Origin of the sequence: Shinella sp. WSJ-2 (assembly GCF_003432075.1) — a bacterium.
Lineage (GTDB): Bacteria > Pseudomonadota > Alphaproteobacteria > Rhizobiales > Rhizobiaceae > Shinella.
Genome location: NZ_QWBU01000001.1, coordinates 706,388 through 730,051, shown reverse-complemented (window position 1 = coordinate 730,051; position 23,664 = coordinate 706,388). Strand labels below are relative to the sequence as shown.

At 60.5% G+C, this 23,664-nt stretch carries 28 protein-coding genes; 8 read left to right on the top strand and 20 right to left on the bottom strand.

The window, feature by feature from the left end; genetic code table 11:
• Complete coding sequence (gene proC, locus D0Y60_RS03475) at positions 1-819, top strand: pyrroline-5-carboxylate reductase (RefSeq protein WP_117366735.1); 819 nt, start codon at positions 1-3, stop codon at positions 817-819.
• 21 nt (positions 820-840) lie between these two features.
• Positions 841-1,182: a tRNA-binding protein gene (locus D0Y60_RS03470; protein ID WP_117366733.1), complete on the top strand. Its 342-nt coding sequence runs from the start codon at positions 841-843 to the stop codon at positions 1,180-1,182.
• 1 nt (position 1,183) lies between these two features.
• Here D0Y60_RS03470 and D0Y60_RS03465 read toward each other — a convergent pair whose 3' ends face one another.
• From D0Y60_RS03465 to D0Y60_RS03450, 4 genes are all read right to left on the bottom strand, one after another.
• Positions 1,184-1,768: a DUF1349 domain-containing protein gene (locus tag D0Y60_RS03465; RefSeq protein WP_117366731.1), complete on the bottom strand. Its 585-nt coding sequence runs from the start codon at positions 1,766-1,768 to the stop codon at positions 1,184-1,186.
• 10 nt (positions 1,769-1,778) lie between these two features.
• Positions 1,779-3,161, bottom strand: a complete 1,383-nt coding sequence (locus tag D0Y60_RS03460; RefSeq protein ID WP_117366729.1) for an ATP-binding protein — start codon at positions 3,159-3,161, stop codon at positions 1,779-1,781.
• A 91-nt stretch (positions 3,162-3,252) separates the two neighbouring features.
• Complete coding sequence (locus tag D0Y60_RS03455) at positions 3,253-3,960, bottom strand: response regulator transcription factor (protein ID WP_117366727.1); 708 nt, start codon at positions 3,958-3,960, stop codon at positions 3,253-3,255.
• Positions 3,961-3,979: 19 nt separating this feature from the next.
• Positions 3,980-4,456 carry a MarR family transcriptional regulator gene (locus D0Y60_RS03450; protein ID WP_245409086.1) on the bottom strand — a complete coding sequence of 159 codons (477 nt, stop codon included), beginning with the start codon at positions 4,454-4,456 and terminating at the stop codon, positions 3,980-3,982.
• Positions 4,457-4,721: 265 nt separating this feature from the next.
• On the opposite strand from D0Y60_RS03450, the gene D0Y60_RS03445 reads away from it, so the two are divergent.
• A complete protein-coding gene (locus D0Y60_RS03445; protein ID WP_117366723.1) occupies positions 4,722-5,609 on the top strand; it encodes a branched-chain amino acid aminotransferase in 888 nt (295 codons plus the stop codon).
• A gap of 70 nt (positions 5,610-5,679) precedes the next feature.
• On the opposite strand, the gene D0Y60_RS03440 is transcribed toward D0Y60_RS03445, so the two are convergent.
• Both D0Y60_RS03440 and hppD read right to left on the bottom strand, forming a co-directional pair.
• Entirely contained in the window at positions 5,680-5,943 is a 264-nt protein-coding gene (locus D0Y60_RS03440) for a hypothetical protein (RefSeq protein WP_117366721.1), read from the bottom strand.
• Between the two features lie 251 nt (positions 5,944-6,194).
• Positions 6,195-7,298: a 4-hydroxyphenylpyruvate dioxygenase gene (hppD, locus tag D0Y60_RS03435; RefSeq protein ID WP_117366719.1), complete on the bottom strand. Its 1,104-nt coding sequence runs from the start codon at positions 7,296-7,298 to the stop codon at positions 6,195-6,197.
• A gap of 129 nt (positions 7,299-7,427) precedes the next feature.
• On the opposite strand from hppD, the gene D0Y60_RS03430 reads away from it, so the two are divergent.
• The 3 genes from D0Y60_RS03430 to D0Y60_RS03425 all read left to right on the top strand — a co-directional run bounded on the left by D0Y60_RS03430 (position 7,428) and on the right by D0Y60_RS03425 (position 8,908).
• Positions 7,428-7,886, top strand: a complete 459-nt coding sequence (locus D0Y60_RS03430) for an Lrp/AsnC family transcriptional regulator (RefSeq protein ID WP_117366717.1) — start codon at positions 7,428-7,430, stop codon at positions 7,884-7,886.
• A gap of 91 nt (positions 7,887-7,977) precedes the next feature.
• Positions 7,978-8,193 carry a hypothetical protein gene (locus D0Y60_RS24570; RefSeq protein ID WP_147324488.1) on the top strand — a complete coding sequence of 72 codons (216 nt, stop codon included), beginning with the start codon at positions 7,978-7,980 and terminating at the stop codon, positions 8,191-8,193.
• Positions 8,194-8,266: 73 nt separating this feature from the next.
• Positions 8,267-8,908: an MBL fold metallo-hydrolase gene (locus tag D0Y60_RS03425; protein WP_117367082.1), complete on the top strand. Its 642-nt coding sequence runs from the start codon at positions 8,267-8,269 to the stop codon at positions 8,906-8,908.
• A 57-nt stretch (positions 8,909-8,965) separates the two neighbouring features.
• Here the strand turns inward: D0Y60_RS03425 and D0Y60_RS03420 are convergent, their stop codons facing one another.
• From D0Y60_RS03420 to D0Y60_RS03400, 5 genes are all read right to left on the bottom strand, one after another.
• The gene (locus D0Y60_RS03420) at positions 8,966-9,415 is read right to left on the bottom strand and encodes a BA14K family protein (protein WP_117366715.1); all 450 of its coding nucleotides are present in this window, start codon (positions 9,413-9,415) and stop codon (positions 8,966-8,968) included.
• A gap of 137 nt (positions 9,416-9,552) precedes the next feature.
• Positions 9,553-9,768 carry a cold-shock protein gene (locus tag D0Y60_RS03415; protein ID WP_069058105.1) on the bottom strand — a complete coding sequence of 72 codons (216 nt, stop codon included), beginning with the start codon at positions 9,766-9,768 and terminating at the stop codon, positions 9,553-9,555.
• Positions 9,769-10,314: 546 nt separating this feature from the next.
• Positions 10,315-11,457, bottom strand: coding sequence for a PQQ-dependent sugar dehydrogenase (locus D0Y60_RS03410; protein WP_245409075.1), 1,143 nt, complete (start codon positions 11,455-11,457; stop codon positions 10,315-10,317).
• A 94-nt stretch (positions 11,458-11,551) separates the two neighbouring features.
• Positions 11,552-11,758, bottom strand: a complete 207-nt coding sequence (locus tag D0Y60_RS03405) for a hypothetical protein (RefSeq protein WP_117366711.1) — start codon at positions 11,756-11,758, stop codon at positions 11,552-11,554.
• Positions 11,759-11,929: 171 nt separating this feature from the next.
• Positions 11,930-12,829 carry an EAL domain-containing protein gene (locus D0Y60_RS03400; protein ID WP_158565394.1) on the bottom strand — a complete coding sequence of 300 codons (900 nt, stop codon included), beginning with the start codon at positions 12,827-12,829 and terminating at the stop codon, positions 11,930-11,932.
• Positions 12,830-13,152: 323 nt separating this feature from the next.
• Here D0Y60_RS03400 and D0Y60_RS03395 point away from each other — a divergent pair, with 323 nt between their 5' ends.
• The gene (locus tag D0Y60_RS03395; protein WP_117366709.1) at positions 13,153-14,355 is read left to right on the top strand and encodes a pyridoxal phosphate-dependent aminotransferase; all 1,203 of its coding nucleotides are present in this window, start codon (positions 13,153-13,155) and stop codon (positions 14,353-14,355) included.
• A gap of 50 nt (positions 14,356-14,405) precedes the next feature.
• On the opposite strand, the gene D0Y60_RS03390 is transcribed toward D0Y60_RS03395, so the two are convergent.
• The 5 genes from D0Y60_RS03390 to trxB all read right to left on the bottom strand — a co-directional run bounded on the left by D0Y60_RS03390 (position 14,406) and on the right by trxB (position 19,635).
• Complete coding sequence (locus D0Y60_RS03390; RefSeq protein ID WP_117366708.1) at positions 14,406-15,500, bottom strand: calcium:proton antiporter; 1,095 nt, start codon at positions 15,498-15,500, stop codon at positions 14,406-14,408.
• 173 nt (positions 15,501-15,673) lie between these two features.
• Positions 15,674-16,795, bottom strand: a complete 1,122-nt coding sequence (locus D0Y60_RS03385) for an alkene reductase (RefSeq protein WP_117366707.1) — start codon at positions 16,793-16,795, stop codon at positions 15,674-15,676.
• A gap of 36 nt (positions 16,796-16,831) precedes the next feature.
• On the bottom strand, positions 16,832-17,143 hold the full coding sequence (locus D0Y60_RS03380; RefSeq protein WP_199564097.1) for a metalloregulator ArsR/SmtB family transcription factor: 312 nt from the start codon (positions 17,141-17,143) through the stop codon (positions 16,832-16,834).
• 517 nt (positions 17,144-17,660) lie between these two features.
• Positions 17,661-18,557 (bottom strand): LysR family transcriptional regulator VtlR, encoded by an 897-nt coding sequence (locus D0Y60_RS03375; protein ID WP_117366706.1) that lies wholly within the window; start codon positions 18,555-18,557, stop codon positions 17,661-17,663.
• A gap of 103 nt (positions 18,558-18,660) precedes the next feature.
• Positions 18,661-19,635: a thioredoxin-disulfide reductase gene (gene trxB / locus D0Y60_RS03370; RefSeq protein ID WP_117366705.1), complete on the bottom strand. Its 975-nt coding sequence runs from the start codon at positions 19,633-19,635 to the stop codon at positions 18,661-18,663.
• Positions 19,636-19,885: 250 nt separating this feature from the next.
• On the opposite strand from trxB, the gene D0Y60_RS03365 reads away from it, so the two are divergent.
• Complete coding sequence (locus D0Y60_RS03365; RefSeq protein WP_023516337.1) at positions 19,886-20,353, top strand: Lrp/AsnC family transcriptional regulator; 468 nt, start codon at positions 19,886-19,888, stop codon at positions 20,351-20,353.
• 7 nt (positions 20,354-20,360) lie between these two features.
• On the opposite strand, the gene D0Y60_RS03360 is transcribed toward D0Y60_RS03365, so the two are convergent.
• Genes D0Y60_RS03360 through D0Y60_RS03345 form a run of 4 tightly spaced genes read right to left on the bottom strand, consistent with a single transcriptional unit; the run spans position 20,361 to position 23,654 of the window.
• Positions 20,361-21,092, bottom strand: a complete 732-nt coding sequence (locus D0Y60_RS03360; RefSeq protein ID WP_117366704.1) for a hypothetical protein — start codon at positions 21,090-21,092, stop codon at positions 20,361-20,363.
• 42 nt (positions 21,093-21,134) lie between these two features.
• The gene (locus tag D0Y60_RS03355) at positions 21,135-22,019 is read right to left on the bottom strand and encodes a glycosyltransferase family 2 protein (protein WP_117366703.1); all 885 of its coding nucleotides are present in this window, start codon (positions 22,017-22,019) and stop codon (positions 21,135-21,137) included.
• 6 nt (positions 22,020-22,025) lie between these two features.
• Positions 22,026-22,880 carry an FkbM family methyltransferase gene (locus D0Y60_RS03350; protein WP_117366702.1) on the bottom strand — a complete coding sequence of 285 codons (855 nt, stop codon included), beginning with the start codon at positions 22,878-22,880 and terminating at the stop codon, positions 22,026-22,028.
• 6 nt (positions 22,881-22,886) lie between these two features.
• Positions 22,887-23,654, bottom strand: coding sequence for a hypothetical protein (locus D0Y60_RS03345; RefSeq protein WP_117366701.1), 768 nt, complete (start codon positions 23,652-23,654; stop codon positions 22,887-22,889).
• Positions 23,655-23,664 lie beyond the last annotated feature (10 nt).

Sequence of the window (23,664 nt, the reverse complement as noted above, 5' to 3'; positions counted from 1 at the left end):
ATGTCGGTTGCGGTTTCGGGTCCCATCGTTCTCATCGGCGCCGGCAATATGGGCGGCGCCATGCTGGCGGGCTGGCTGAAGAGCGGTATCGCCGGCTCTTCCGTTCTGGTCATCGATCCCGGCCCGTCGCCGACCATGGCCAAGCTGATCGCGGATAACGGTGCGCGCCACGAGACTTCTGCGCCCGATGGCGTGAAGGCCGGGGTGATCTTCGTTGCGGTCAAGCCGCAGGTCATCGACCAGGTGCTGCCGCCGCTGAAGGGTCTCGTCGGGCCGGAGACAGTCGTCGTCTCGGTTGCCGCGGGCAAGACCATTGCCAATCTCGAAAGCCATCTCGGCGAGGCCGCCACCGTGCGCGCCATGCCCAATACGCCGGCCATGATCGGCCGCGGCGTTACCGGCGCCTTCGCCAATGCGCGCGTTAGCGCAGCGCAGCGCGATCTCGTGCATTCCTTGCTCAAGGTCAGCGGCCCCGTCGAATGGGTCGCGACCGAGGGCGATATTGACGCCGTTACGGCAGTCTCGGGCAGCGGCCCGGCTTATGTCTTCTATCTCGTAGAGTGCATGGCGGAGGCGGGCCGCAAAGCGGGCCTGCCGGCGGACCTCGCCATGCGTCTCGCACGGGAAACCGTCGCGGGGGCTGGTGAACTGCTTCACCAGTCCCCCGACGACGCCAGCCGCCTGCGCCAGAACGTGACCTCGCCCGGCGGTACCACCGCCGCCGCTCTCTCTGTCCTGATGGCCGAGGACGGCATGCAACCGCTGTTCGACAAGGCGATCGCCGCTGCCCGCACGCGGGCCGAGGAACTGGCGGGCTAATCGGCTTTCTAGGAAATTCCCATGACCGAGACCATCACCTATCCGGATTTCGAGCGGGTCGATATTCGTGTCGGTACCATCATCGAAGCGCTACCTTTCCCGGAAGCGCGCAAGCCCGCCTACAAGCTGACGATCGATTTCGGCCCCGAGATCGGCACCAAGAAATCGTCGGCGCAGATCACCGTGCATTATACGCTGGAAGAGCTGGTCGGCCGTCAGGTGCTGGCCGTCGTCAACTTCCCGCCACGCCAGATCGGCCCGGTGCGCTCGGAAGTTCTGACCCTCGGCTTCGAGGATGAAACCGGCGCCATCGTGCTCGCTGGCGTCGGTCAGCCGGTGCCGAACGGCAAGAAGATGTGCTGAGTTAGTGGATTTCCCGTGATAACGGTGGTCCCAGGCGGAGGTCGGTAAACTCCGCCTGAAAGCCTTCGCGCTGCGGCGAGCAGGCCGTCACACCGACCGACAGATCCGAAAAGTCCGGCGGGAAATAGGCGAGGCGGGCCATGCGCCAGTCCGTCATCGCGTCCGTCCGATACTGGATGAACAGCGCGTCGCCGTTGCGCGTCACGCGCACCGATATCAGATCGAAATCATGCTCGATCCGGAAAGCCGACCAGTCGGAATGGCCGCGTGTGACGACGACGCTGAAATGCTTGGCGCCGTCGGTGAATTCGATGCCGCATTTCATCCAGCAGGTCTCATCCTTGCGTATCATCAGGCCGGCCTGATCGTAGAGCATTTGATAGGCGCCGCGAAACGTCGCCTCCAGCGTGAAATCGCCCGTCCAGCTCCGATGTAGGAAGTGGCCATTATCCGGCTGGAAGCCGTAATAGGTGCGCTGCCAGAAGTCGCTCTTGAGCGCGGTTTTCACGTGCAGGTGGCCATTCCGCAGCTCGCTGGCGAGCGGTGGGTTGAGCCAGGTGAGGTCGTCGAGGTTGAAGGCGCTCATGGAAAATCCGTCAGGCGGGAATGCGGATCGTGGCGCGCAGGCCACCCATCGGGCTATCCGACAGGGTGACGTTGCCGCCATGGCTGCGGGCGATATCGCGAGCGATGGCAAGGCCAAGGCCTGTGCCGGAGGCATCGAGATTGCGCGCCTCATCGAGCCGGAAGAACGGCTTGAAGACGTCGTCGCGCGAACGTTCCGGGATGCCCGGTCCGTCGTCGTCGACGGTGATCGTCAGCCATTTGGCGCGATGGCGTGCCTCGACATGCACCGTTTTGGCATATCTCAGTGCATTCGACACGAGGTTGCCGACGAGCCGGCCAAAGGCGTTGGGCCGCACCATGATCTCTTCGTCGCCGTCGATATCGCTGGAAAAAGCGCGCTCGTGCAGCTCCGCCTCCATCGCCAGCTTGTCGAAGAAATCCGAAAGGCGCATCTCGCGGACATCCTCTTCCACGTCGCCGCGAGCGAAGGCAAGGTAGCCCTCCAGCATGGTCTGCATGTCCTCGACATCCTTGTTGAGGCCCTGCAGGTCGGGATTGTCGCCGGCGAGCGCCAGCTGCAACTTGAAGCGGGTGAGGATGGTGCGCAGGTCATGGCTGACGCCAGTCAGCATTGCCGTTCGCTGCTCCATCTGCCGCTCGATGCGCTCGCGCATGAGGATAAAGGCGAGCCCGGCACGCCGGACTTCGTCGGCGCCGCGCGGGGCGAAATCGTCAGGCATTTTCTGTCCCTTGCCGAAGCTTTCGGCCGCCTTGGCAAGCGTCAGGATCGGCCGGATCTGGCCGCGCAGGAAAAGGATGGAGATGGTGATCAGCACCAGCGACGTGCCGACCATCCAGAGCAGGAAGATGTGGGTGTTGGACGCATAGGCCTGACTGCGCCGCGCATAGACTCGCAGGATCTTGTTGTCGAGCTGTATTCGGACCTCGACGAGATTGCTCTCGCCTACCGTGTCGATCCAGAAGGGGCGGCGAATCTGCTTGACGATTTCTTCGCTGAGGATCTCGTCGAGGATGTTGAAGAACGGCTTCGAACGCGGCGGGGGCAGTTCTGTACCGGGTTCGACGGAGATGATCAGATCCAGCCGCTCCCGTGCGATGCGGGTGATCTCGGAATAGTCGACGTCCTGCGGATAGGTTTCGATGAGATCGATGACGCCAGCAATGTCACGCGTGACGGCGGCCGAGAGACGCTGTGTTACGAGCTGCCAGTGGCGCTCCATGAACACGAAGGCGACGACCGACTGGAGCAGGACCATCGGGATGATGATGATGAGCAGCGAGCGCGCATAGAGCCCTGTCGGCAGCTGCCGGCGCAGCCAGCGCACCGCGCGCTTCCAGCCAGCTGCCGGCGCGCGTTCGATATCGCGCTTGAACGTCTCGAACGTGGTCATCGGACGACGGTTTCCAAAATCGTGCGCATGGACGGTCGTGAACGGAAAACCGCTTCACACTGTTCCTGGAAATGCGTGGAATTGCACACGGTCAGCCCTGCTCTACGCTCAGTCGGTAGCCGATGCCGCGCACCGTCTGCAGCCACACCGGATTGGATGGATCGTCCTCGATCTTACGCCTCAGGCGGTTGATCTGCACGTCTATAGTACGTTCACCCACTTCTGTTTCTTCGCCGATCAGTTCATGGCGCGGAATGGTTTCGCCGGCGCGCAGCGAAAACAGCAGCATGATCTCCTGCTCGCGGTCGGTGAGCCGGATGGCGTCGCCGCCGCGCTTCAGTTCCTTGCGCACGATGGAGAAGGTGTAGGGTCCGAACATTACCTGTTCGATCTTCGGCGTCGTCGGCGGCGCGTTGCGCTTCAGGATATTGTTGATGCGCAGAACCAGCTCGCGCGGCTCGAAAGGCTTTGAAAGGTAGTCATCGGCGCCGGCTTCCAGTCCTTCGATGCGGGCCTGGGATTCGGCCAGCGCCGTCAGCATGAGGATCGGCACGGGGCGTATATCGCGCAGGCTTTTGGTCAGCGAAAGGCCGCTTTCGCCCGGCATCATCACGTCCATGATGATGAGGTCGAAATCCAGCCCGCGCAGCTTGCGCCGCGCTTCGTCTGCGTCGCCCGCGACCGTCACGCGGAAACCCTGCTCCTTGAGATAGCGGTTCAGCAGTTCGCGGATGCGGGTATCGTCGTCGACGACGAGCAGATGGGGTGCATCGTCGGAGGGCGCGCCGGCAGCGGTCATCGTCTTCTCCTCCTTCGTTCTATTCGCTCTTGGCGTTCTGCATGCCGGCGAGGAATTTCACCACCGCCCGGCGGTCGCCTGCATTCATGTTCTCGAATGCACGGGCGATGCGGCGGGATTGCGGCTCGGCGAGCGCAAGCGCCAGTTCACGCCCTGTCTTGGTCGGGTAGAGCTTGCGCTGGCGGCGATCCTCTGGACCTGCCACCTGCTGGATATAGCCGCAATCGATCAGCTCCTTCAAGACACGCGCCAGGCTTTGCTTGGTGATCTTCAGCGTGTCGAGCAGGTCTGCCACCGTCATGCCCGGCTCGCGGTTGACGAAGTGTACCACGCGGTGATGCGCGCGGCCGAAGCCGCTCGTGGCCAGAATGGCGTCCGGGTCGGAAATGAAATCGCGATAGGCGAAGAACAGGCCCTCGATGATTTCGAAGTCGATGCGCCCGTCGCCCGTCATCACGTCGTGGTGCAGCTCGTTTGCGCCGTGTTTGTCCGGCATCTGTCGGGCCACGTTGTCATTTCCTTTCATGCCTTGCCGTCCCCGCGTAATTTATCGAAAAATACGTCAGCATTGTTGACATATTTTTTCGCCATTGTTAGGGTCTACACCGTAAATTGCGGTCCCGGGCGCCGTTGTCAGATGTTTTCCCGGCTACCAATCCGGACTATCCTATAGGCAGATAATCCTGCCTGTTTCTGGTTAGACCGCAACTGGCGAAACAATCAACAGAAAGAATGGCGTGCGAGCGCCGGAGGATGACACGATGGCAGTTCCTTTCGATCAGCTGGACGGGCAAATCTGGTTCAACGGTGAATTCGTCGACTGGAAGGACGCGAAGATTCACGTGCTGACGCACGGCCTGCACTATGCGAGCGCGGTGTTCGAAGGCGAGCGCGCCTATGGCGGGCGCATCTTCAAGCTCACCGAGCATAACCAGCGCCTGCACAAGTCGGCCGAAATCCTCGGCTTCAAGATTCCCTATTCCGTCGAAGAGCTGGATGCGGCGACCGTCGAACTCCTGAAGCGCCAGGGCTTTTCCGAGGCCTATGCGCGGCCGATCGCTTGGCGCGGCTCGGAGATGATGGGCGTTTCCGCGCAGAACAACCGCATCAACGTCGCCATCGCCATCTGGCAGTGGGGCAGCTACTTCAACCCGGCCGAAAAGCTGAAGGGCATCCGTCTCGACATTGCCGAGTATCGCCGCCCCGACCCGAAGACCGCACCGTCGAAGTCGAAGGCTGCTGGCCTCTACATGATCTGCACGATATCCAAGCACGCTGCCGAAGCGAAGGGCTATGCGGATGCGCTGATGCTCGATTATCGCGGCCAGGTGGCGGAAGCGACCGGCGCCAACGTGTTCTTCGTCAAAGACGGTGTCATCCACACGCCGGTACCGGATTGCTTCCTGGACGGCATCACCCGTCGCACGGTGATCGAGCTCGCCAAACGCCGCGGTTATCAAGTGGTCGAACGGGCGATCCTGCCCGAGGAACTCTCGGATTTCTCCGAATGCTTCCTGACGGGCTCCGCCGCAGAAGTGACGCCGGTTTCGGAAATCGGTCCCTATCGCTTTACGCCGGGCACGATCTCGGAAAACCTGATGAACGACTACATGAAGGAAGTGTATCCGGTTGCTGCCGCTGCCGAATAAGCGGCTTTCAGGATCGACGACGGAAATGGGCGGCCCGAAAGGGCCGCCTTTTGTTTGTGAGGCCCGCCGCTTATTTCTTGCCGAGCACCGCGCCGACTATACCCGTCAGCACGCCGCCGCCGACGAGGCCGCCGATACCGTTGGCCACCAAGCCGGAAAGTCCGGCTTCGCCGCCGAGCATCTGGAGAAGAAAACCGCCGCCGATTCCGCCGATGGCGCCGACGATGGTGCGGACGATCACGCTCACGGCCGCCTGTTTCAGGGCTGCACCCGCCACGTTGCCGCCAACGGCGCCGGCGATGATCTGCGTGATGATGGGCATCAATGCTTCCATGACTTCCCCTCCGAAAGGTCCGCCCGGAAAGAGAGTGCCGGGTTGGACACTTGCCTCGCTACCGGGGCGCGATCTGGAGCGCGCGCACCCGTTGCCGAAAAATTCGGCATCTGCAACGTGCGGATAATTTTGGGATAAGTCAATTTGCCCGTGTACGAAGTGCACCGGGTTTTTCAGGTGTGACGAATGTAAAGAGGCGGCCGCAAAACGGCCGCCTCTTCCTTCCCCGCATGGCTTGGTTGCCGCGGTTTTTATTCTGCTGCGATGACGCCCCGGCGGATCTGGTCTTCCTCGATGGATTCGAAGAGCGCGCGGAAATTGCCTTCGCCGAAGCCTTCGTCACCCTTGCGCTGGATGAATTCGAAGAAGATCGGCCCGATAACGGTCTTGGAGAAGATCTGCAACAGGATCTTCGTCATGCCGCCATCGACGACGCCTTCGCCATCGATCAGGATGCCGTGCTTCTTCATGCGCTCGACCGGCTCTTCATGGCCGACGACGCGGACATAGGAGCGGTCGTAATAGTTATCCGGCGGGCCGGGCATGAATTTCATGCCGTTGGCGGCGAGCTTGTCGGTGGCGTCATAGATCGCGTCCGTGCCGACGGCGATATGCTGGATGCCTTCGCCCTTGTACTTCTTCAGATACTCGACGATCTGGCTCGTCTCGTCCTTGGATTCGTTGAGCGGAATGCGGATCTTGCCGCAGGGCGAGGTGATGGCGCGCGACACGAGGCCGGTGATGCGGCCGTCAATGTCGAAGAAGTGGATCTGCTTGAAGCCGAAGAGCTCGCGGTAGAAATCCCACCACGTGTCCATGTTGCCGCGATAGACATTGTGGGTGAGGTGATCGAGGAAGTAGAAGCCGACACCGGCGGGCTTCGGGTCGCGCTCGCCCGTCCATTCGAATTCCGCGTCATAAGCGGAACCCTTGGCGCCATACTTTTCGATGAAATAGAGCAGCGAGCCGCCGATGCCGACGATGGCGGGAACGTCGAGCGCCTTGTCGTTGCCGTCATAGGGCGTCGCGCCCTTGGCGACGGCGTGCTCGAAAGCATGCTTGGCATCGACCACGCGCCAGGCCATCGAGGCGGCGCAGGGGCCGTGCTCTCCGGCGAAGGTCATGGCATGGGAGCCGGGCTCGGCATTGACGATGTAATTGATGTCACCCTGGCGCCAGACGGAGATCGCCTTCGTGCGGTGTGTCGCCACCTTGCTATAGCCCATGCGGGAGAACAGCTCTTCAAGCTTTTCCGGCTCGGGATGGGCGAACTCGACAAACTCGAAGCCATCGGTGCCGGCCGGGTTATCGGCCGAGATCACTGCCGTCGGTGCATCATGCGGGAAAGGGCCCATCGTTCGTCCTCCACGAAATCCATGAAGGGCAGTATGGCGCGTTTGTCATGCAATGTGCGTGCATAGTGCTTGCGCTTTTGCAAATTCGTGCGAGTTTCATGCATGAATTAATGTTGAAGGGGTGAATCCGTGCAGCTCGACGCTTTCGACCGTAAACTGCTCGCGCATCTGCAGGAGGATGCTCGCCTGACGAACAACGAGCTTTCAGAGCGCGTCAATCTCTCGCCCTCCCAATGTTCTCGCCGGCGTATACGGCTGGAGGAGGAGGGCATTATCCGCGCCTACCGGGCGGAGCTCGACCGCGAAAAACTCGATCTCGGTATCGTCATTGTCGTAACGGTGACCCTGGCGACACACAACCGCGACAATGCAGTGCGGTTCGCCAAGCTCATCTCCAATCTGCCGGAGGTACTGGAAGCCTATTCGTTGACGGGCGAGATGGATTACATCATCAAGGTGGTGGTGCCGAACCTCAAGGCGCTGTCGGCTTTCGTCAACGACGTGTTGCTGCCGCATGAATCCGTCTCGCATGTGAAGACGGCGATCGTGCTCGACACGTTGAAGGAGACGACAGCCCTGCCGCTTTGAACACTGTGGCATTCATGCCACATTCGCCTGTATTAGCTGTTCCTGCCGGAACAGCCTGGACTCCTGAACCGTTGTAAACACGAGACAACAGATGGCGCGTATCGCCGCCACGCGAAGTTCAGGGAACAGACCAATGCAGCGCAATTCGAAACAGCAGAACACCGTCGCCGCCAGCCTCCGCCCGCTGGCTTTTGTTTACGTCGCAATCAATCTCGCCGTCGTCGCGCTGCTCTTTTCCACTGTTTCGCCCACACTCGCGATCGGTCCGGTCCAAGCCGGCTCGCAGGAGATGGCGAGCCTGCGTTAATTCATCTTGGTCTTCGTGTTATGCAGCGGCTATACCGGTCGCAACGCGGCAATCCAGCGAGGACCCCATGGGCATGCTTCAGGCGGGTATCATTCCCGTCACCCCCTTCCAACAGAACTGCACCATTCTCTTCGATACGGAGACGAAGGAGGGCGTGATCGTCGATCCGGGCGGCGACGTCGAGGTCATCCTCGACACCGTCAAGCAGAACGGCATCACCTTGAAGGCGATCTGGCTGACGCACGGCCATATCGATCACGCCGGCGGTGCGAAGGAACTGAAGGACGCGCTCGGCCTCGACATCATCGGTCCGCACAAGGACGATCTCTCGCTGCTACAGCGGCTGGAGGCACAGGCCTCGATGTTCGGTGTGCCGATGAAGGTCAGCAATGTCGTGCCGGATCGCTGGCTGGAAGACGGTGATACGGTCTCCTTCGGCGAACACGAATTCGAAGTCTATCACACGCCGGGCCATGCACCGGGCCACGTCATCTATTTCAACCGCAACCAGAGTTTTGCCCATCTCGGCGACGTGCTGTTCCAGGGCTCGATTGGCCGGACCGATCTCCCGGGCGGCAACCATCAGCAATTGCTAGATTCGATCCGCGACAAGGTTTTTCCGCTGGGTGACGAGGTCGGCTTTCTTTGCGGCCATGGGCCAGGTGGCCGGATTGGCGAGGAACGACGCACAAACCCCTTTTTCAAGGGGCTTTGAAACAAAAAGGCGGGCGCCTCGTGGCGCCCGCCTTTTTTGATGGACTGCGTGCCGGGATCAGCCGGCGGTGCAGAAGTGTTCGCGACCGTCATAGCCGACATAGGTGCCGCTCTGCGGATTGAACGACCGATAGCGCTGCGAGCAGTAATCGTACCAGGACTGGGTCCAGGGCTCGTAGCTCGGGGTGTAGACCGGCTGGCGGCGGTAGATCACGCGGGGTTCGGGCTCCGGATAATAGTCCGGTTCCACATAGCGCGGCTGGCTGGCCAGCGCCCCGCCGATGATCACGCCGGTGGCGAGGCCGAGCGCGCCGCCGACGAGGGCGTCGCGGTCGCCATGGCCGCGGTGATGACGGCGCGGACGGTAGTCGTCGCGGTAACCGCTGTCACCTTCACGCCAATAGCCATCCCGGTTGCGATCGCGTGCTTCGACGACGCCTGCCGTGGCGGTGAGCGTCGTTGCGGCAACGGCAAGCGAAAGCACGATTGTCTTGAGGACTTTGTTCATGACGTCGATCCTTTTGATCCGGCCCTCTGCCGGTTCGATAGGTAGCAAACTAGCCAAGTAAGGCTGAACGGAGGCTGAACGAAAAAACCCGGCATCTCTGCCGGGCTTCAACTTGAAAATCCTGAGATTGTTCCGGCTCAGCCGTCGATCTGCAGGTTAACCGCCTTCGGGCCTTTGCCGCGGCGATCGGGTTCCGTGTCGAAGCTTACCTTCTGGTTTTCGGAAAGGCCGTTCAGGCCGGAAGCCTGTACAGCGGAAATGTGTACGAAGATGTCCGCACCACCGTTGTCGGGCTTGATGAAGCCAAAGCCCTTTTCGGTGTTGAAGAATTTTACAGTGCCAGTCTCGGCCATGCGTCAGGTCCTTTTCTCTCTGCCCGTATATTGGCGGCGGGCAGCATATAGTTTTGCCCCGGAGGGCGTTAGGCAGGCAGTTCTCGAGGTTGAGGAAAGGGTCCTGTTTTCACCGCAGCCAGCCAACCGCACCGTTCCCTGGGGAACCGTCCAGATCTTGGCTGCCCGGAATTGTTTCGCGTCTCCGGCGCGCTTTTATTCAAGGTCTTCCCATGTTCGCAAATTGCCCGAACGGCGCAAGATTGATGTGTTTGTGTTGAATTGGCAAGCAAAAGTTTTATCATGCGCCGGACATGCCTCACTTTGGCCAATTTCCAGGCGATTGCCGAAAAATCCCGCAGTTTTTACGGGGATTTGCCTGATTTTGTATGATTTTATATTGCGGCGCCAAAGGACATGTGGCGGTGCAGCGACAGGGGCATACTTCGATCGCGCGGGTGCGGCGGGGGCCTTTGAGTAGTTCCCTCAGCAGTTCTACGGCAAGCATTGCACTGAGGAGGAGTGCGCTGCCAGTATAGCTAGTCGGCGATGTTTAACCGGAGCGGGTTACTCCGTTGCTGTCGAGCGCGAGACGCGCAGCAACGTTCCCTGGTCATCGGTCAGGACCAGGAGCGCGCCGTCAGGGGCGACGACGACGTCGCGGATGCGGCCGAATTCGCCGTCGAACAGCCGTTCCTCGGAGACGACCGCGCCGCTTTCATCCCGCTCCAGCCGGGCGAGCAACTGGAATTTCAGTGCCGCGACCAGAAGATTGTCGTCCCATTCCGGGAACATAGCGCCATGATAGACCGCAATGGCGCCGGGTGCGATGGACGGATCCCAGTAATAGAGTGGTTGTTCGAAGCCTTTTGCCGTCGAGCCGAGCTCGAACTCCGCGCCGGAGTAGTGCCGCCCATAGGAAACACGCGGCCAGCCGTAGTTGCGGCCAGGCTGTGGCGTGTTCACCTCGTCACCGCCGCGAGCGCCGTGCTCGGCGGACAGCAGCGTGCCGTCCTTGGCATCGATGGTCAGGCCCTGCGGGTTGCGGTGCCCCTTGGACCAGATTTCCGGAAGGCCGTTGGCGGTGCCGACGAAAGGATTGTCGGCATGCGGCGTGCCATCCGGATTGATGTGCAGAATGGCGCCGGCGTGGTCGCGCGGATCCTGCGCACGCATTTCCTCGCCCCGGTCGCCGATGCCGAAGAACAGGCTGCCGTCCTTGGCGATGGCGATGCGCGAGCCGAAATGCTGGCCCTGGGGGGTGAGGCGGCTCATCAGAAACAGGCGCGTTTCGTCCTCAAGCCGCGCACCATCCTGCGATAGCCGCGCCTTGCCAAGCGCCGTGCCCGCACCGCCGTCGCCGCGGGCACTATAGGTAAAATAGAGGGTGCGGCTGGTGGTGAAGTCAGGCGCGAGCGCGATGTCGAGCAGGCCGCCCTGGCCCTCCGTCGAGACGGGCGGCACGCCAGCGATCGGCGCCGAAACCTTGCCGTCCTTCACGAGACGCAGCGTGCCCCGCTTTTCCGAGACGATGAAACTGCCGTCGGGCAGGACCTCGACGGACCAGGGCTGTTCGAGGCCCGTCGCGAGGGTTTCGACGATGAGCGGAACTTTCTTGCTGGGAATTTCGACGGGATCTGCGGCCTTTGCGGTGCCGATGGCGGCGGCGAGGAGGACGGGGATCACCGCGTGTGCAAAAATGCCGTTCATATATAGTCCGCGCCGTCGCATCGCATTCTCCCGCCCTTTGCCGTTAACTGGCCCAGAGGCGGGCGGCTTTCAAGGGCGATGCCGGTGCGGCGGCTCACTTTTGCGCGGGATCGACCTGCGAGGCGGCGGCCGGGATGCCCGAGGTGGTGATGGCATCGAGCCCGGGGGCGGTCGCCGGCGGCGACATCAGTCCGACGACCATGATGGCGCAGGCGACCAGGGCGGTCATGGCAATCAGGAATAGGGCGCGGGATTCACGCGCCTTGGGCCTGCTGCCCACTTTCTCGTCATCCAGAAACATCGCGTCCCCCAGTTTTCTCTGTTGTCGTGATGGTGAAAAAGCCCGCCGAAATCGGCGCGACAAGGACCGAATTACGGCAAGGCCCGACATTTATTGCGGCGAAAAGATGGCGGGTCAAAAAAGCGGGGATTTCAGCCTCTTCCGGCGAATAGACTGCTCCCGCTTCCCGTCTTAGACGCCTCTTTTGCCGAATTGCCGGACGGGCCGCAGGGCACGCGGTTCAGGCGCTGCAACAGGGCTTGCGGCGGGTGTGTCACCGACCGTTTCAAGGGCATCGTCGTCAAGCTCCGGAAAGGTGAGATTGAAATTCGTCGGGGCAAGTTCCGGGCGGGCGAGCAGGTAGCCCTGCATCAGCGGCCCACCCATGTCGCGGCAGCGGGCGATCATGTCGGCATCCTCGATGCCGGTCACGATGGCGTGGATGTTCTTGTGGCTAAACTGGCTGACGAGGACCCGCAGCAGTGCGAGGCCCGCGGAGTTTTTCGAGAATTCCTGAAGCCAGGCGGGGTCGAAGGTCACGAATTGCGGCTGAAGGCGCTGCAGGCGGCCGAGGTCCCGGTCTTCGCCGGTATAATCATCGATGGCGATGGAGAAGCCGCCCTCGTGCAGCCGCTCGGCAAAATGGGCCAGCACATCAGGGTCGCCTTCGAGGTGCTCGCGAATTTCGCACGCGATGCAGGCCGGCGGCATGCCCGCCTGGTGGGCGGCGAGCCGCAGCCGCTCGACCTCATGACGAATGGCCTCCGGCGTTGCGTAAAGCCCGCCGTTGAAATTGACGATGAGCGAGACATCGCGGCGCCCCAGCGCGCCCGCATTCAGGATATGCAAGCTGCGGCACAAGCCGTCGACGGCGGCGCGCTCTTCCTCCGGCACATAGTGAAAGAAGTCGGCCGGCGAGCAGAGCACATCGTTGATGCTGGCGCGGACGAGCCCCTTCAGCGCGGCGATCTGCAGGCTGCCATCGGCGCGCTCGGCAAAGATCGGCTGGAGAGCGGATTGCAGGAGATAGGGCCCGAAGCGGGCACTGAAAGCGCCGTCCGGCTGCCGGACGAGATTGGAAAAGATGCTCATGCAGCGCACCATTCGGTTGGACGATCCCGACGGCGCAATTCTATGCCCCAGCTATTAATGTCAGCTTAATCTTTCGCGTAAGAATCTTAATGGTTTCTTGTTATTTCAACCTATTGGTGTTTTTGTTTTCTCTGCGGCGCCCGATCCATTCGATCCGTTGATGGCGCTCATGAAAATTTGCCACCATGCCCGGATTTCCCGCTTTTTTTGCCCATTGCGCTTGCAAGACTTGCGCACATTCGACATAGACCTAACCGCTATGGAGCCCGGTGCTCCGGGTCCATGGCTGAGCCGCCTTTGAACCCGATGAGGACATCTCCATCATGGCCTTTCTTGCCGACGCCCTTTCCCGTGTGAAGCCTTCCGCCACCATCGCCGTTTCCCAGAAAGCGCGCGAACTGAAAGCCAAAGGCCGCGACGTCATCGGGCTTGGCGCCGGTGAACCCGACTTCGACACGCCCGAAAATATCAAGCAGGCCGCCATCGACGCGATCAACCGCGGGGAGACGAAGTACACGCCGGTCGCCGGTATCCCGGAACTGCGCGACGCCATCGTCAAGAAGTTCAAGCGTGAGAACGGTCTCGACTACACCGCCGCGCAGACCATCGTCGGCACGGGCGGAAAACAGATTCTTTTCAACGCCTTCATGGCGACGATGAATCCGGGCGATGAAGTCGTTATCCCGACACCTTACTGGGTTTCCTACCCGGAAATGGTCTCGCTGTGCGGCGGCACGCCGGTCTTCGTCGCGACGACCCAGGAAAACAAGTTCAAGCTGAAGGCCGAAGACCTGGAAAAGGCGATCACGCCGAAGACCAAGTGGTTCATCTTCAACTCGCCGTCCAACCCGTCGGGTGCAGCTTACAGCCATGACGAACTGAAGGCGCTGACGGACGTGTTGATGCGCCATCCGCATGTCTGGGTGCTGACGGACGACATGTACGAGCACCTGACCTATGGCGACTTCAAGTTCGCCACTCCGGTCGAAGTCGAGCCCGGCCTCTATGACCGCACGCTCACCATGAACGGCGTTTCCAAGGCCTATGCGATGACCGGCTGGCGTATCGGCTATGCGGCCGGCCCGCTCAACCTGATCAAGGCCATGGACATGATCCAGGGCCAGCAGACGTCGGGCGCCTGCTCGATCGCCCAGTGGGCCGCCGTCGAGGCGCTGAACGGCACGCAGGACTTCATTCCGGAAAACAAGAAGATCTTCGAGGGGCGCCGCGACCTCATCGTCTCCATGCTCAACCAGGCCAAGGGCATTGAGTGCCCGTCGCCGGAAGGTGCCTTCTACGTCTATCCGTCCTGCAAGGGTCTGATCGGCAAGACCGCGCCGTCGGGCAAGGTCATCGAGACCGACGAGGACTTCGTCTCGGAACTGCTGGAAGCGGAAGGTGTGGCCGTGGTGCACGGCTCGGCCTTCGGCCTCGGCCCGAACTTCCGCATCTCTTATGCAACGTCGGAAGCCCAACTCGAGGAAGCCGGCAAGCGCATCCAGCGCTTCTGCGCCGCCTGCAAGTAAGCGACTTCACAAGCAACATGAAGAACCCGCCGGAAACGGCGGGTTTTTTGTTAGAGCCCGATCATCGTCAGCATGACGAAGGTGGCGAAGAGGATGAAATGCGTCATGCCCTCGATGGCGTTGGTCTCCCCGTCGTTTAGGTTGATGGCAGCGGCGATCAGGGTGATCGTGACCATCACCGTCTGGGTCGGCGACATGGCCATGACGAAGGGCTGGCCGGTATAAAGCGCGATCGCCTCCATGACGGGAACCGTCAGGATGACCGTCGAGAGCGACGCGCCCATGGCGATGTTGACGACGGACTGCATGCGGTTGGCGAGCGCTGCACGCAGCGCCGTCAGGATTTCCGGTGCTGCGGAGATTGCGGCGACAATGACGGCCATCAGCGCCGGCGGCGCGCCCGTTCCCTTGAGGCCGGCGCCGAGCAGCACGGACATGACCTCGGCGAGTGCGCCGATCAATGCCACGCCGATGACGATGATGACGATGGAGAGGGTGGCGGGCTCGCTGTCATCCGGCGCCTTGCTCGGCAGGCCTTCCTTGCGCTCGGCGCGGGGATAGGCGTAGCTGAAGAAATAGCTGTGCGGCCCGACCTGCATGCGCAGGAAGACGCCGTAGAGCGCGATCATCGCGCCGATGGTGAAGGCGGAATAGACATGCCAGCTCTCGCGCGGCACGAATTCCGGCACGACCATGGAAATGCCCATGGCCGTCAGGATCATCACGCCATAGGTCTTTCCCGAATCGTCGTTGTAGGGCTGCTCGCCGTGGCGGATGCCGCCGAGCAGGGCGGCAAGGCCGAGGATGCCATTGATATCCAGCATCACGGCGGCATAGATCGTGTCGCGCACCAGCGTCGGCGAACTCTCGCCCTGCATCATGATCGCGAGCACCACGACCTCCACCAGCACGGCGGCCAGCGTCAGGATCATCGTGCCATAGGGATCGCCGACCTTGGAGGCGAGGATTTCCGCATGGTGCGCGATGCGCGTCGAAACGAGGATGATGGCGGCGACCAGCGCGAAGGCGGCGATCAATACCGGAAGGCGCCCCATCTCCAGAAGGCTGTGCTCCGTCGCATAGGCGAGGATCGCGGCGGCGAGGCCGACGAACAGGAAACGTTCCTTCAGGAGGCTTAAGAGCATGGGCGGTGGGTTCCTCGACTGTCTCCTTATAGATTTAGACGAGGCGGGCAAAAAGAAAACGCCCGCGGAGCAGGATTCCGCGGGCGTCCGGTGGCTATTGCGTCTTTCCTATCCGGCCCTCGTGAGGCGAGGCCGATCGAAAAGGCTGGCGACCACCGCGAAGGTGCAAGGCGTCAAGCGACGTTTTCCAGCGCCGGATAGTCGGTATAGCCCTTGGCGCCGCCGCCGTAAAAGGTGGCCTGATCCGGGGCGTTCAGCACGGTGTCGTTCTTCAGGCGCTCAACGAGGTCGGGATTGGCGATGAAGAGCTTGCCGAAGGCGACGAGGTCGGCCTTGCCTTCCTCAACGGCGTCGATGGCCAGTTCCCGGTTATAACCATTGTTGACCATCCACGCTGCCTTGCCGCCGGCCGCCGTGTAGGCTGCGCGGAGTGCTGCGTAGTCGAAGGCCGTGTCACCCTGCTGGTGCTCGCGCGAACCGCCGGTGGCGCCTTCGATGATGTGGACATAGGCGAGGTCATACTTGGCAAGACCTTCGACCACATGGGTGAAGAGCGGCTGCGGGTTCGGATCGAAGGCATCGTTGGCCGGCGTGACCGGGGAAATGCGGATCGCGGTGCGGCCGGCGCCGATTTCCTTTGTGATGACATCGACCACCTGGAAGAGCAGGCGGGCGCGGTTTTCGATCGAGCCGCCATATTCGTCGTTACGCTGGTTGCTGCCCGAACGCAGGAACTGGTCGATCAGGTAGCCATTGGCGGCGTGGATCTCGACGCCGTCGAAGCCGGCGTCCACGGCTGCGCGGGCTGCGCGGCGATAATCCTCGATGATGCCCGGAAGCTCGTCCTTTTCCAGAGCGCGCGGCTCGGAGGTTTCGGCGAAGCTGCCGGTGCCGTCGGCGTTGATCAGATAGGTCTTGGACTTGGCGCGGATCGCCGAGGGAGCGACCGGCTTGCCACCGTTCGGCTGTAGCGTGTCATGCGAGATCCGGCCGACATGCCACATCTGCACGACGATTTTACCACCCGCCTTGTGGACGGCGTTCGTCACCTGCTTCCAGCCCTCGAGCGCCTCCGGCTTGTAGAGGCCCGGCACGTCGGCATAGCCTTGGCCCTGGTGGGAAATGGCGGTGGCTTCCGTGATCAGCAGGCCTGCGGAGGCACGTTGTTCGTAATAGGCGGCGTTGAGTGTGTTCGGCACGGCGCCCGGCGAACGATTGCGCGTCAGCGGCGCCATGACAATGCGGTTGGCGAGCTGAATATCGCCGATCTTGATGGGGTCGAAGAGCGAGGTCATGGGAGGTCCTTCTTCTGGCTGGGAGAGTTTATGCGCCTAAAGCGCACTGTTGATGTGGTGGAGAAAGGCCGCGATCTTTTCGTCGTCGCGTTTGAAGAATACCCATTGGCCGACCTTGCGCGTCGTCACGAGACCGGCACGCTGCAGGGTGGCGAGATGGGCGGAAACAGTGGACTGCGAGAGGTCGCAGCGTTTTTCGATCTGACCGGCGCAAACGCCGAATTCAAGCGGATGTTCCTGGCCGGCGAAATGGACCTGTGGCTCCTTCAGCCAGGCCAGAATCTCCAGTCGCTTCGGATGGGCAAGCGCCTTGAGAATTTCGTCGGTATCGGGTTCGGTCATATCCATCGGTTCTCGGCGATTTTTATATCGGATAATACCGATATTGGGTTCGCGCTTAGCCGATACAAGGGGACTTCGGAAAATCTCAAAGAAAAATCGGTAAAAAAAGAGGGCCACAAGCGAAGCTTGGGCCCTGCAAGGTTGAAGGTTTAGAACCTCCAGAGGGGAACAGCCAACGCGCGGCACTGGGAGGAGAAAGACCGCATGTGCATTGGCTGAAATGAATATGGGGTAGGGCTTGCGTTTCTTCAAGAGAAGCGCGTGCCAACTTTCGTGGCACGGTTGAAAATCTGTTTCGCCTGTCTCAAGGCAAAAAAAGAGGGCCGCAAGATGAACTTGGGCCCTTTATAGTTTTGAAGGTAATAAAACCTCCAGAGGGGAACAGCTGGTGCGGTGGCACTGGGAGGAAAAAGCCACCGAAATGCATCAGCTGCGGGCGATATGATGGTTTTTTGGGCATACATCAATCTTTTAATGTGCATGCCAGCCATGCGTGAGGCGCAGGCCTTCCCAAATGCCCGTCTCAGAAGTTCCAGTTGCGCGCCTTGGCCACGATGAAGTCTCTGAAAACCTTCAGCTTCGCAGAGTTTTTCATCTCGCTCGGATAGCAGAAATAGGTATCGAAGGAGGGAATGTCGGCGCTCACGGGCAGCTGGATAAGTCCCGGATCGCGCCCGACAATATAGTCCGGCAGCATCGCGATGCCGATACCGAGCAGCGCTGCGCGCTTGATCGAGGTCTGGCTGTTGATCTGCAGCACCGAGGGGCGGGGATTGTCGGAATCGCGCCCGGCGATCTCCAGCCAGTTCACATCGAGCAGATAATTCGGCGCCGGTTCGCCGAAGGTGATGATCTTGTGATTGTCGAGGTCGTCGATCGACTGCGGCTCGCCGTACCGGTTGATATAGGAGGGGGCTGCATAGATATGCATATGCACGGTGAACAGTCGGCGCTGGATGAGATCCGACTGCTGCGGCTCGCGCAGGCGGATGGCGCAGTCCGCGTGGCGCATGTTCACGTCCAGTTCCTCGTTGTCGAGGATGAGCTGCACCTGCATATCGGGATAGAGCGCCAGGAACTCCTGCACCTTGTCCGTTAGCCAGCCCTGGCCGAGGCCGACCGTCGTGGTGATGCGTAGCTTGCCACTCGGCTTCTCGGTGTTTTCCGTCAGTTGCACGCGCACGCCTTCGAGCTTCATCAGCACGTCATGCGCGGTGCGGTAGAGGATTTCGCCCTGTTCGGTGAGGATCAAGCCGCGGGCGTGGCGATGGAAGAGCTTGATGCCGACATCCTGCTCGAGCGCGCTCACCTGTCGGCTGATGGCCGATTGCGAAAGGTGCAGCTTGTCGGCCGCATGCGTGAAGGAGCCGGCCTCGGCTGCGGCATGAAAGATCCGCAGCTTGTCCCAGTCGAGCGCCATTCTATCCCCCATATGTCTGTTAGGCGGGGAGCGCTCGCTTCCCGCCCGGTCGCTGATTCAACTGTTCCCATGAGGGCGTCACCGCCCCCTTTGTTGGCGGCTTCTACTCGGCCGCAATTGCGACAGGCATATGACCTGCAAGGTATTTTTCGGTTTCAAGGGCCGCCATGCATCCCATTCCGGCGGCCGTAACCGCTTGGCGATAGATATCGTCGGTGACGTCGCCTGCGGCAAAGACGCCCGGCATGTCCGTTGCCGTGGAATCGGCCGCCGTCCAGAGATAGCCGTTTGGCTTCTGACGCAGCTTGCCCTTGAAGAGGTCGACGGCCGGCGCATGGCCGATGGCGACGAACACGCCGTCGGTTACCACGTCACGCGTCTCGCCGGTCTTGACGTTGCGCAGCTTCACGCCATTGACCGAGGCCGGCATCGGCGGCTTCGGATCAGTGCCGAGATATTCCACGACTTCATGATCCCAAACGATCTTGACGTTTTCCTTGGCGAACAAGCGTTCCTGAAGAATGCGTTCGGCGCGGAAGGAATCGCGGCGGTGCACCACGGTGACGGTTTTGGCGAGGTTGGAGAGGTAAAGCGCCTCTTCCACGGCAGAGTTGCCGCCACCGACCACGATGACGTCCTTGTTGCGGTAGAAGAAGCCATCGCAGGTGGCGCAGGCCGAAACGCCGAAGCCCATGAACTTGTGTTCGGTATCGATGCCGAGCCATTTCGCCTTGGCGCCGGTGGCGATGATCAGCGCATCGGCGGTCCATTCGGTGCCGCTGTCGGTGGAGATGCGGAAGGGGCGCACGTCGAGGTCGACATGGGTGACGAGATCGTTGACGATCTCGGCGCCGACATGCTCCGCCTGCTTGAGCATCTGCTCCATCATCCACGGACCCTGAACCGGATCGGCATAACCCGGATAGTTCTCCACATCGGTGGTGATCATCAGCTGGCCCCCCTGTTCCATGCCGGCGATCAGCACCGGCTCCAGCATGGCACGGGCGGTATAGATGGCGGCGGTGTAACCGGCGGGGCCGGATCCGATGATCAGCACCTTCACATGGCGGGCGGACATTGGTCTTCCTTTCAGGGCAAAATGCCCCTCATTCGGCCTGCCCGCGCTATGCGTCAGGGCCAAGGCCTTTGTGTCGTTGTTCAATGCTCATTTATGAGGGGAGTGCGCCCAGTTTCAAGTGTTGTGGACGCTTTGCCAACAGGCAAGCGAAGCTGCGTGACATATTTGTGCCGCTTGCGGTAACAATGTTGCGCTGATGCGGCGATTCGGATCACTTCCGGTCGCCATTCCGAAAGGTTTTTACGTCCCTATGTTTCGCGCCGAACTCGACGCCATCGACATCCGTATCCTGAAGGAGCTCCAGGCCGATGGCCGGATGACCAATGTGGAGCTGGCCGCGCGCGCCGGCATCTCCGCGCCGCCCTGCTTGCGGCGGGTGCGCAAGCTCGAAGAAGCCGGCATCATCGAGGGCTACACCGCGATGCTGAATGCTCCCGCGCTCGGCTACGACCTCGTCGCCTTCTGCATGGTCGGCCTCAAGCATCAGTCTGAAGCCAACCTCAAGGCCTTCGCCGCGGCGACCGGCGAATGGCCGATGGTCCGCCAAGCCTGGATGGTCTCCGGCGACAGCGATTTCCTGCTCCATTGCGTCGCCGAAAACCTGACCCGCTTCCAGGACTTCGTCATCGAGGAGCTTACCGCCAACGCGCAGGTCGACACCGTGCGCACGATGCTGACGATCCGGCAGGTCAAGAAGGTTGGGCTGGTGGAGTTGTAACGTTGCGCTACCACCAGCGCGTTCGGTCACGGTGATGCAGGTTGCGCAGGCGCGAAAATGCTGTGTCATGCACCTGCATGCGATCATAGACGGTTCGGGCCAGTTCACCGGCCGCACCCTGCGAAAAGAACGGCTCCAGCCTCCAGCGCATGTTACGCAGCGTATCGTCCGAGCCGACGAGAAAAAGGCGCATGCCGTCAAACAGGTTGCGTCGGTTTTGTTCCAGATCTTCCATGCGCGCAGGTAGGGGGTCCTTGGAAGACGTGCCGAAGAGGAACCGATCGGTTTCATAGATTTTGACAGTATTGGCCAGCGTAGAGGTAACCATGCCAATCGCCCGCTGCCCCATGTCGGAATCATGGTCTGCGATTGTGTCGGCGGCTGAAACCAGCCAGCGCAAATTGAGCTTTTCACAGAGAAAGGCGCTTTCCTCGTCCCAAAGACGGCGGAAGCGTGCATAATTTTGCGCAATTTCGAATCCGCGACGGATCAAGATGATGAGTTTGCCGTGTTCGTAAAGTAACTCCGGTTGCCCGGCGAATTCGACCCGAAGATTGGCGAGATGTTCGTCGAGCGAGGCAATATGATGGGTTCTCGCCACCTGGTCGCTTTGCTCGATCAGCGTGTGCTTCAATGGTTCGAGATCGTTTGCAAGCCCGCTATGTTTGCCGGCACCCCAGCGCTTGCGATGTCGGCTAAAGGAGAAGAAAGCCTCTAATTTGGTTTTCTTACGTGCCATCCCGGCTTCCTCTTGCGAGTTATCTGCGCTTCTAGACTGCTGTCAATTTCGACCGACGGTAGGATAACGTGTCACGCGGTCCTGTTCGCCAAGCTTCGCGCTGCCGTCTGCGCTGCGCCACTGATCCAGCCCGCGTTCGGCCCATATAAGCTTTTGCGAGCGCGTATTCTCCTTCACACGCCGGCTGTTGAGCCGCATTTCCGGTGTTACGTAGCCATGGCCGTGATGCAGATGAAGCATTAGGGTGGAATAGCGTATATGGCGATGCTTGATACCGGAATGTTGAAGCCGAAGGCCGAACTCCACGTCGAGGCCTCCGTATTGCATGTCCTCGTTGAAACCGTTGATCCTGACCGCATCCGCCTTGAGACAGGAAGCATTGTGTCCATTCCAGGTCCTGCGGGCCGGTGAGAGAAAGTTAAACAGGGTATCAAACGGCGGTTTTATCAACAGCTTGAGATACTTGCTGTTAGGACGCATGCCGTTGCGCACGAGCCATGACATGGTGAAGGCCTGGCCTGTCTCAACGCTTGTCCTATCGATGCGCTTCGACACGTTTTCCGGTAGCTTGAAGTATGCGCCACTCAGGAAGTGGCCAGGTCTCGCCAGACGCCTGTGGGCTTCGATCGTATCTGGACGGGGAACACAGTCGCCATCCGTGATGAACAAGGTCTCGCCAGTGCTCACCGCAATGGATTTGTTGAGGATACGGCATTTTTGAAAACCGTCGTCCTGTTGCCAGACATGGACGATCGGCACTGGGCTCTCCGCGGAAATCCGCGCGATCAATGCTGCCGTCTCGGGCTTCGAACCGTCGTCGGCGATAATGATTTCAAAATCGAGAACGGTTTGGTTAAAATAGCCCCAAAGGACCTTTTCCAGCCAGGCCGTCGCATTATAGGTCGAGATAAGGACGCTGGTCCGCATGATGGGTCAGCCACATTCATAGATCAGATTCAAGTTTGTCTTCCGGCTGCATCGATAACCGGCAGCCTCAAGCAGCTTCGCCGTTCCGCCAGCGCTGTCAGGGCTGAATTCACAAATGATGACGCGTGGGAACAGGGATGCAGGCGCATTGGCGAAGAAATGGCCGAAGACGGCGTGCTCGTAACCTTCCACGTCGATCTTGAGGGCATCAATTTTTTCTATCTTTTTGCTCTGCAACAAGGCGAGCAGAGTTCCAACCTGTACGCGAACGGTTTGTGTCTGACGAGCCGGTCCGGCTTTCGAGTTCGTTTCGAGCGTGTTGGTGCCACGCTGGTTGGGATTGACGAAGAAATCCGCAAAGCCTTCACGATCGCTGAGCGCCAGCGGAATAATCTCGATATCGCGCAGGTTGTTTGTCCGAAGATTGAACGCAAGGCGCCGCGCCATTTCCGAATCCGGCTCGACGGCGAGAATACGGCCGCGACCGTTCATGCAGTTATGTGCATGAAGACTATAAATCCCGGCATTCGCGCCGATATCGATGAAGACACCGCCCGGTTTCAAAGCACGTTCGAGTACCGAAAATTCTGCCGGGTCGAAAAGCCGTGGGCTCGTATAATACTTTTCTTCGGAAATGTTGCCCCGTGGCAAAAGTCTCAGCTTCAGGCCGCGGATTTCCAAGTCGAGAGGTTGCGCCCGGTGATACTTCACGTTCCGTCGCAGAACGACAGCAAGGGGTTTCAAGGCACCCGGAACAATATGTGCCAGCGCCAGCGCCATCCCCGTCAGGAGGCCGGGCCGATACGTTCCCCAGGGAGATTTGTCATCGAAATGCGGGGGAGGGGAAATTGGCCTGGCCATCTCTGCTTATCCGTTCCATGCATTGCGCAGCCAGGTAACGTCCCCGATGCGTCGGTACCATTTCTGTCCCTTGCCGATGAGAACGTCGCCCATTTTCGGTTCGCCGGCAAACACGACGATACGGGCGCCTTTGGGTAAAACAGGAGCCTGCCAGTAACTCTTGAGATGACGCGGCACGCAGGCATTCTTGAAGCTCACGCACCATTCAAGCGGCCAATACTGCAGATGTCCGTGCTGGGCAAGCTGCGCGCTCTGAAACTGCTGGGATATCTCGTACTTCGCCGTCGCGGCGGCCGGGTCGGCGAGGTAGGCGTCGAGAATATAGCTGTGTGCGCCGATCTCGTAGCGGAAGACGGAGCTGTTTCCGACGGAGTGCAGGAAACGGTCGCGCGCGGGATTGAGCTTGCGCAATGGCTTTGCGCGAAACAGGTCGTCGTCGCGGATGATCAGGAACTCACCCGGATAGTCGAAGAAGCAATCGATGTCGTTGACAATTACAAGGTCGAGATCGAGGAACAGCGTCGTGCCGGTCAGGTCCGCGAGCTCGCGATGAAAAAGGCCAAGCTTGCGCCAGCGACGGTCCTGATGCCCCTCAGGCAGTCCGAGTTCCGGGATCGGAAAGGTCTCGATATCACCGTCGAGTCCTGCGGGATCATCGGTGAAACAAACGAAACGGTGGGGTCGGTTCAGATGTTTGGCAACGCCACGCCGTAGATTGTTGACGTAGTTGGGGCCGTAAAGCGTCCCCCATTTGATGCAGACTACGTTGACCATCTCTTATCCT

Excerpts from the sequence above, each read along its gene's own strand:
- D0Y60_RS03455 (WP_117366727.1), bottom strand. The coding sequence starts at position 3,960 with ATGACCGCTGCCGGCGCGCCCTCCGACGATGCACCCCATCTGCTCGTC.
- D0Y60_RS03465 (WP_117366731.1), bottom strand. The coding sequence starts at position 1,768 with ATGAGCGCCTTCAACCTCGACGACCTCACCTGGCTCAACCCACCGCTC.
- D0Y60_RS24570 (WP_147324488.1), top strand. The coding sequence starts at position 7,978 with ATGGCGCGTATCGCCGCCACGCGAAGTTCAGGGAACAGACCAATGCAG.
- D0Y60_RS03360 (WP_117366704.1), bottom strand. The coding sequence starts at position 21,092 with ATGGCACGTAAGAAAACCAAATTAGAGGCTTTCTTCTCCTTTAGCCGA.
- trxB (WP_117366705.1), bottom strand. The coding sequence starts at position 19,635 with ATGTCCGCCCGCCATGTGAAGGTGCTGATCATCGGATCCGGCCCCGCC.
- D0Y60_RS03450 (WP_245409086.1), bottom strand. The coding sequence starts at position 4,456 with ATGCCGGACAAACACGGCGCAAACGAGCTGCACCACGACGTGATGACG.
- D0Y60_RS03345 (WP_117366701.1), bottom strand. The coding sequence starts at position 23,654 with ATGGTCAACGTAGTCTGCATCAAATGGGGGACGCTTTACGGCCCCAAC.
- D0Y60_RS03425 (WP_117367082.1), top strand. The coding sequence starts at position 8,267 with ATGCTTCAGGCGGGTATCATTCCCGTCACCCCCTTCCAACAGAACTGC.
- D0Y60_RS03415 (WP_069058105.1), bottom strand. The coding sequence starts at position 9,768 with ATGGCCGAGACTGGCACTGTAAAATTCTTCAACACCGAAAAGGGCTTT.
- D0Y60_RS03395 (WP_117366709.1), top strand. The coding sequence starts at position 13,153 with ATGGCCTTTCTTGCCGACGCCCTTTCCCGTGTGAAGCCTTCCGCCACC.
- D0Y60_RS03365 (WP_023516337.1), top strand. The coding sequence starts at position 19,886 with ATGTTTCGCGCCGAACTCGACGCCATCGACATCCGTATCCTGAAGGAG.
- D0Y60_RS03385 (WP_117366707.1), bottom strand. The coding sequence starts at position 16,795 with ATGACCTCGCTCTTCGACCCCATCAAGATCGGCGATATTCAGCTCGCC.
- D0Y60_RS03420 (WP_117366715.1), bottom strand. The coding sequence starts at position 9,415 with ATGAACAAAGTCCTCAAGACAATCGTGCTTTCGCTTGCCGTTGCCGCA.
- D0Y60_RS03470 (WP_117366733.1), top strand. The coding sequence starts at position 841 with ATGACCGAGACCATCACCTATCCGGATTTCGAGCGGGTCGATATTCGT.
- D0Y60_RS03390 (WP_117366708.1), bottom strand. The coding sequence starts at position 15,500 with ATGCTCTTAAGCCTCCTGAAGGAACGTTTCCTGTTCGTCGGCCTCGCC.
- D0Y60_RS03355 (WP_117366703.1), bottom strand. The coding sequence starts at position 22,019 with ATGCGGACCAGCGTCCTTATCTCGACCTATAATGCGACGGCCTGGCTG.
- D0Y60_RS03445 (WP_117366723.1), top strand. The coding sequence starts at position 4,722 with ATGGCAGTTCCTTTCGATCAGCTGGACGGGCAAATCTGGTTCAACGGT.
- D0Y60_RS03350 (WP_117366702.1), bottom strand. The coding sequence starts at position 22,880 with ATGGCCAGGCCAATTTCCCCTCCCCCGCATTTCGATGACAAATCTCCC.
- D0Y60_RS03405 (WP_117366711.1), bottom strand. The coding sequence starts at position 11,758 with ATGTTTCTGGATGACGAGAAAGTGGGCAGCAGGCCCAAGGCGCGTGAA.
- D0Y60_RS03380 (WP_199564097.1), bottom strand. The coding sequence starts at position 17,143 with ATGGATATGACCGAACCCGATACCGACGAAATTCTCAAGGCGCTTGCC.
- D0Y60_RS03375 (WP_117366706.1), bottom strand. The coding sequence starts at position 18,557 with ATGGCGCTCGACTGGGACAAGCTGCGGATCTTTCATGCCGCAGCCGAG.
- D0Y60_RS03460 (WP_117366729.1), bottom strand. The coding sequence starts at position 3,161 with ATGACCACGTTCGAGACGTTCAAGCGCGATATCGAACGCGCGCCGGCA.
- D0Y60_RS03440 (WP_117366721.1), bottom strand. The coding sequence starts at position 5,943 with ATGGAAGCATTGATGCCCATCATCACGCAGATCATCGCCGGCGCCGTT.
- D0Y60_RS03410 (WP_245409075.1), bottom strand. The coding sequence starts at position 11,457 with ATGAACGGCATTTTTGCACACGCGGTGATCCCCGTCCTCCTCGCCGCC.
- D0Y60_RS03400 (WP_158565394.1), bottom strand. The coding sequence starts at position 12,829 with ATGAGCATCTTTTCCAATCTCGTCCGGCAGCCGGACGGCGCTTTCAGT.
- hppD (WP_117366719.1), bottom strand. The coding sequence starts at position 7,298 with ATGGGCCCTTTCCCGCATGATGCACCGACGGCAGTGATCTCGGCCGAT.
- proC (WP_117366735.1), top strand. The coding sequence starts at position 1 with ATGTCGGTTGCGGTTTCGGGTCCCATCGTTCTCATCGGCGCCGGCAAT.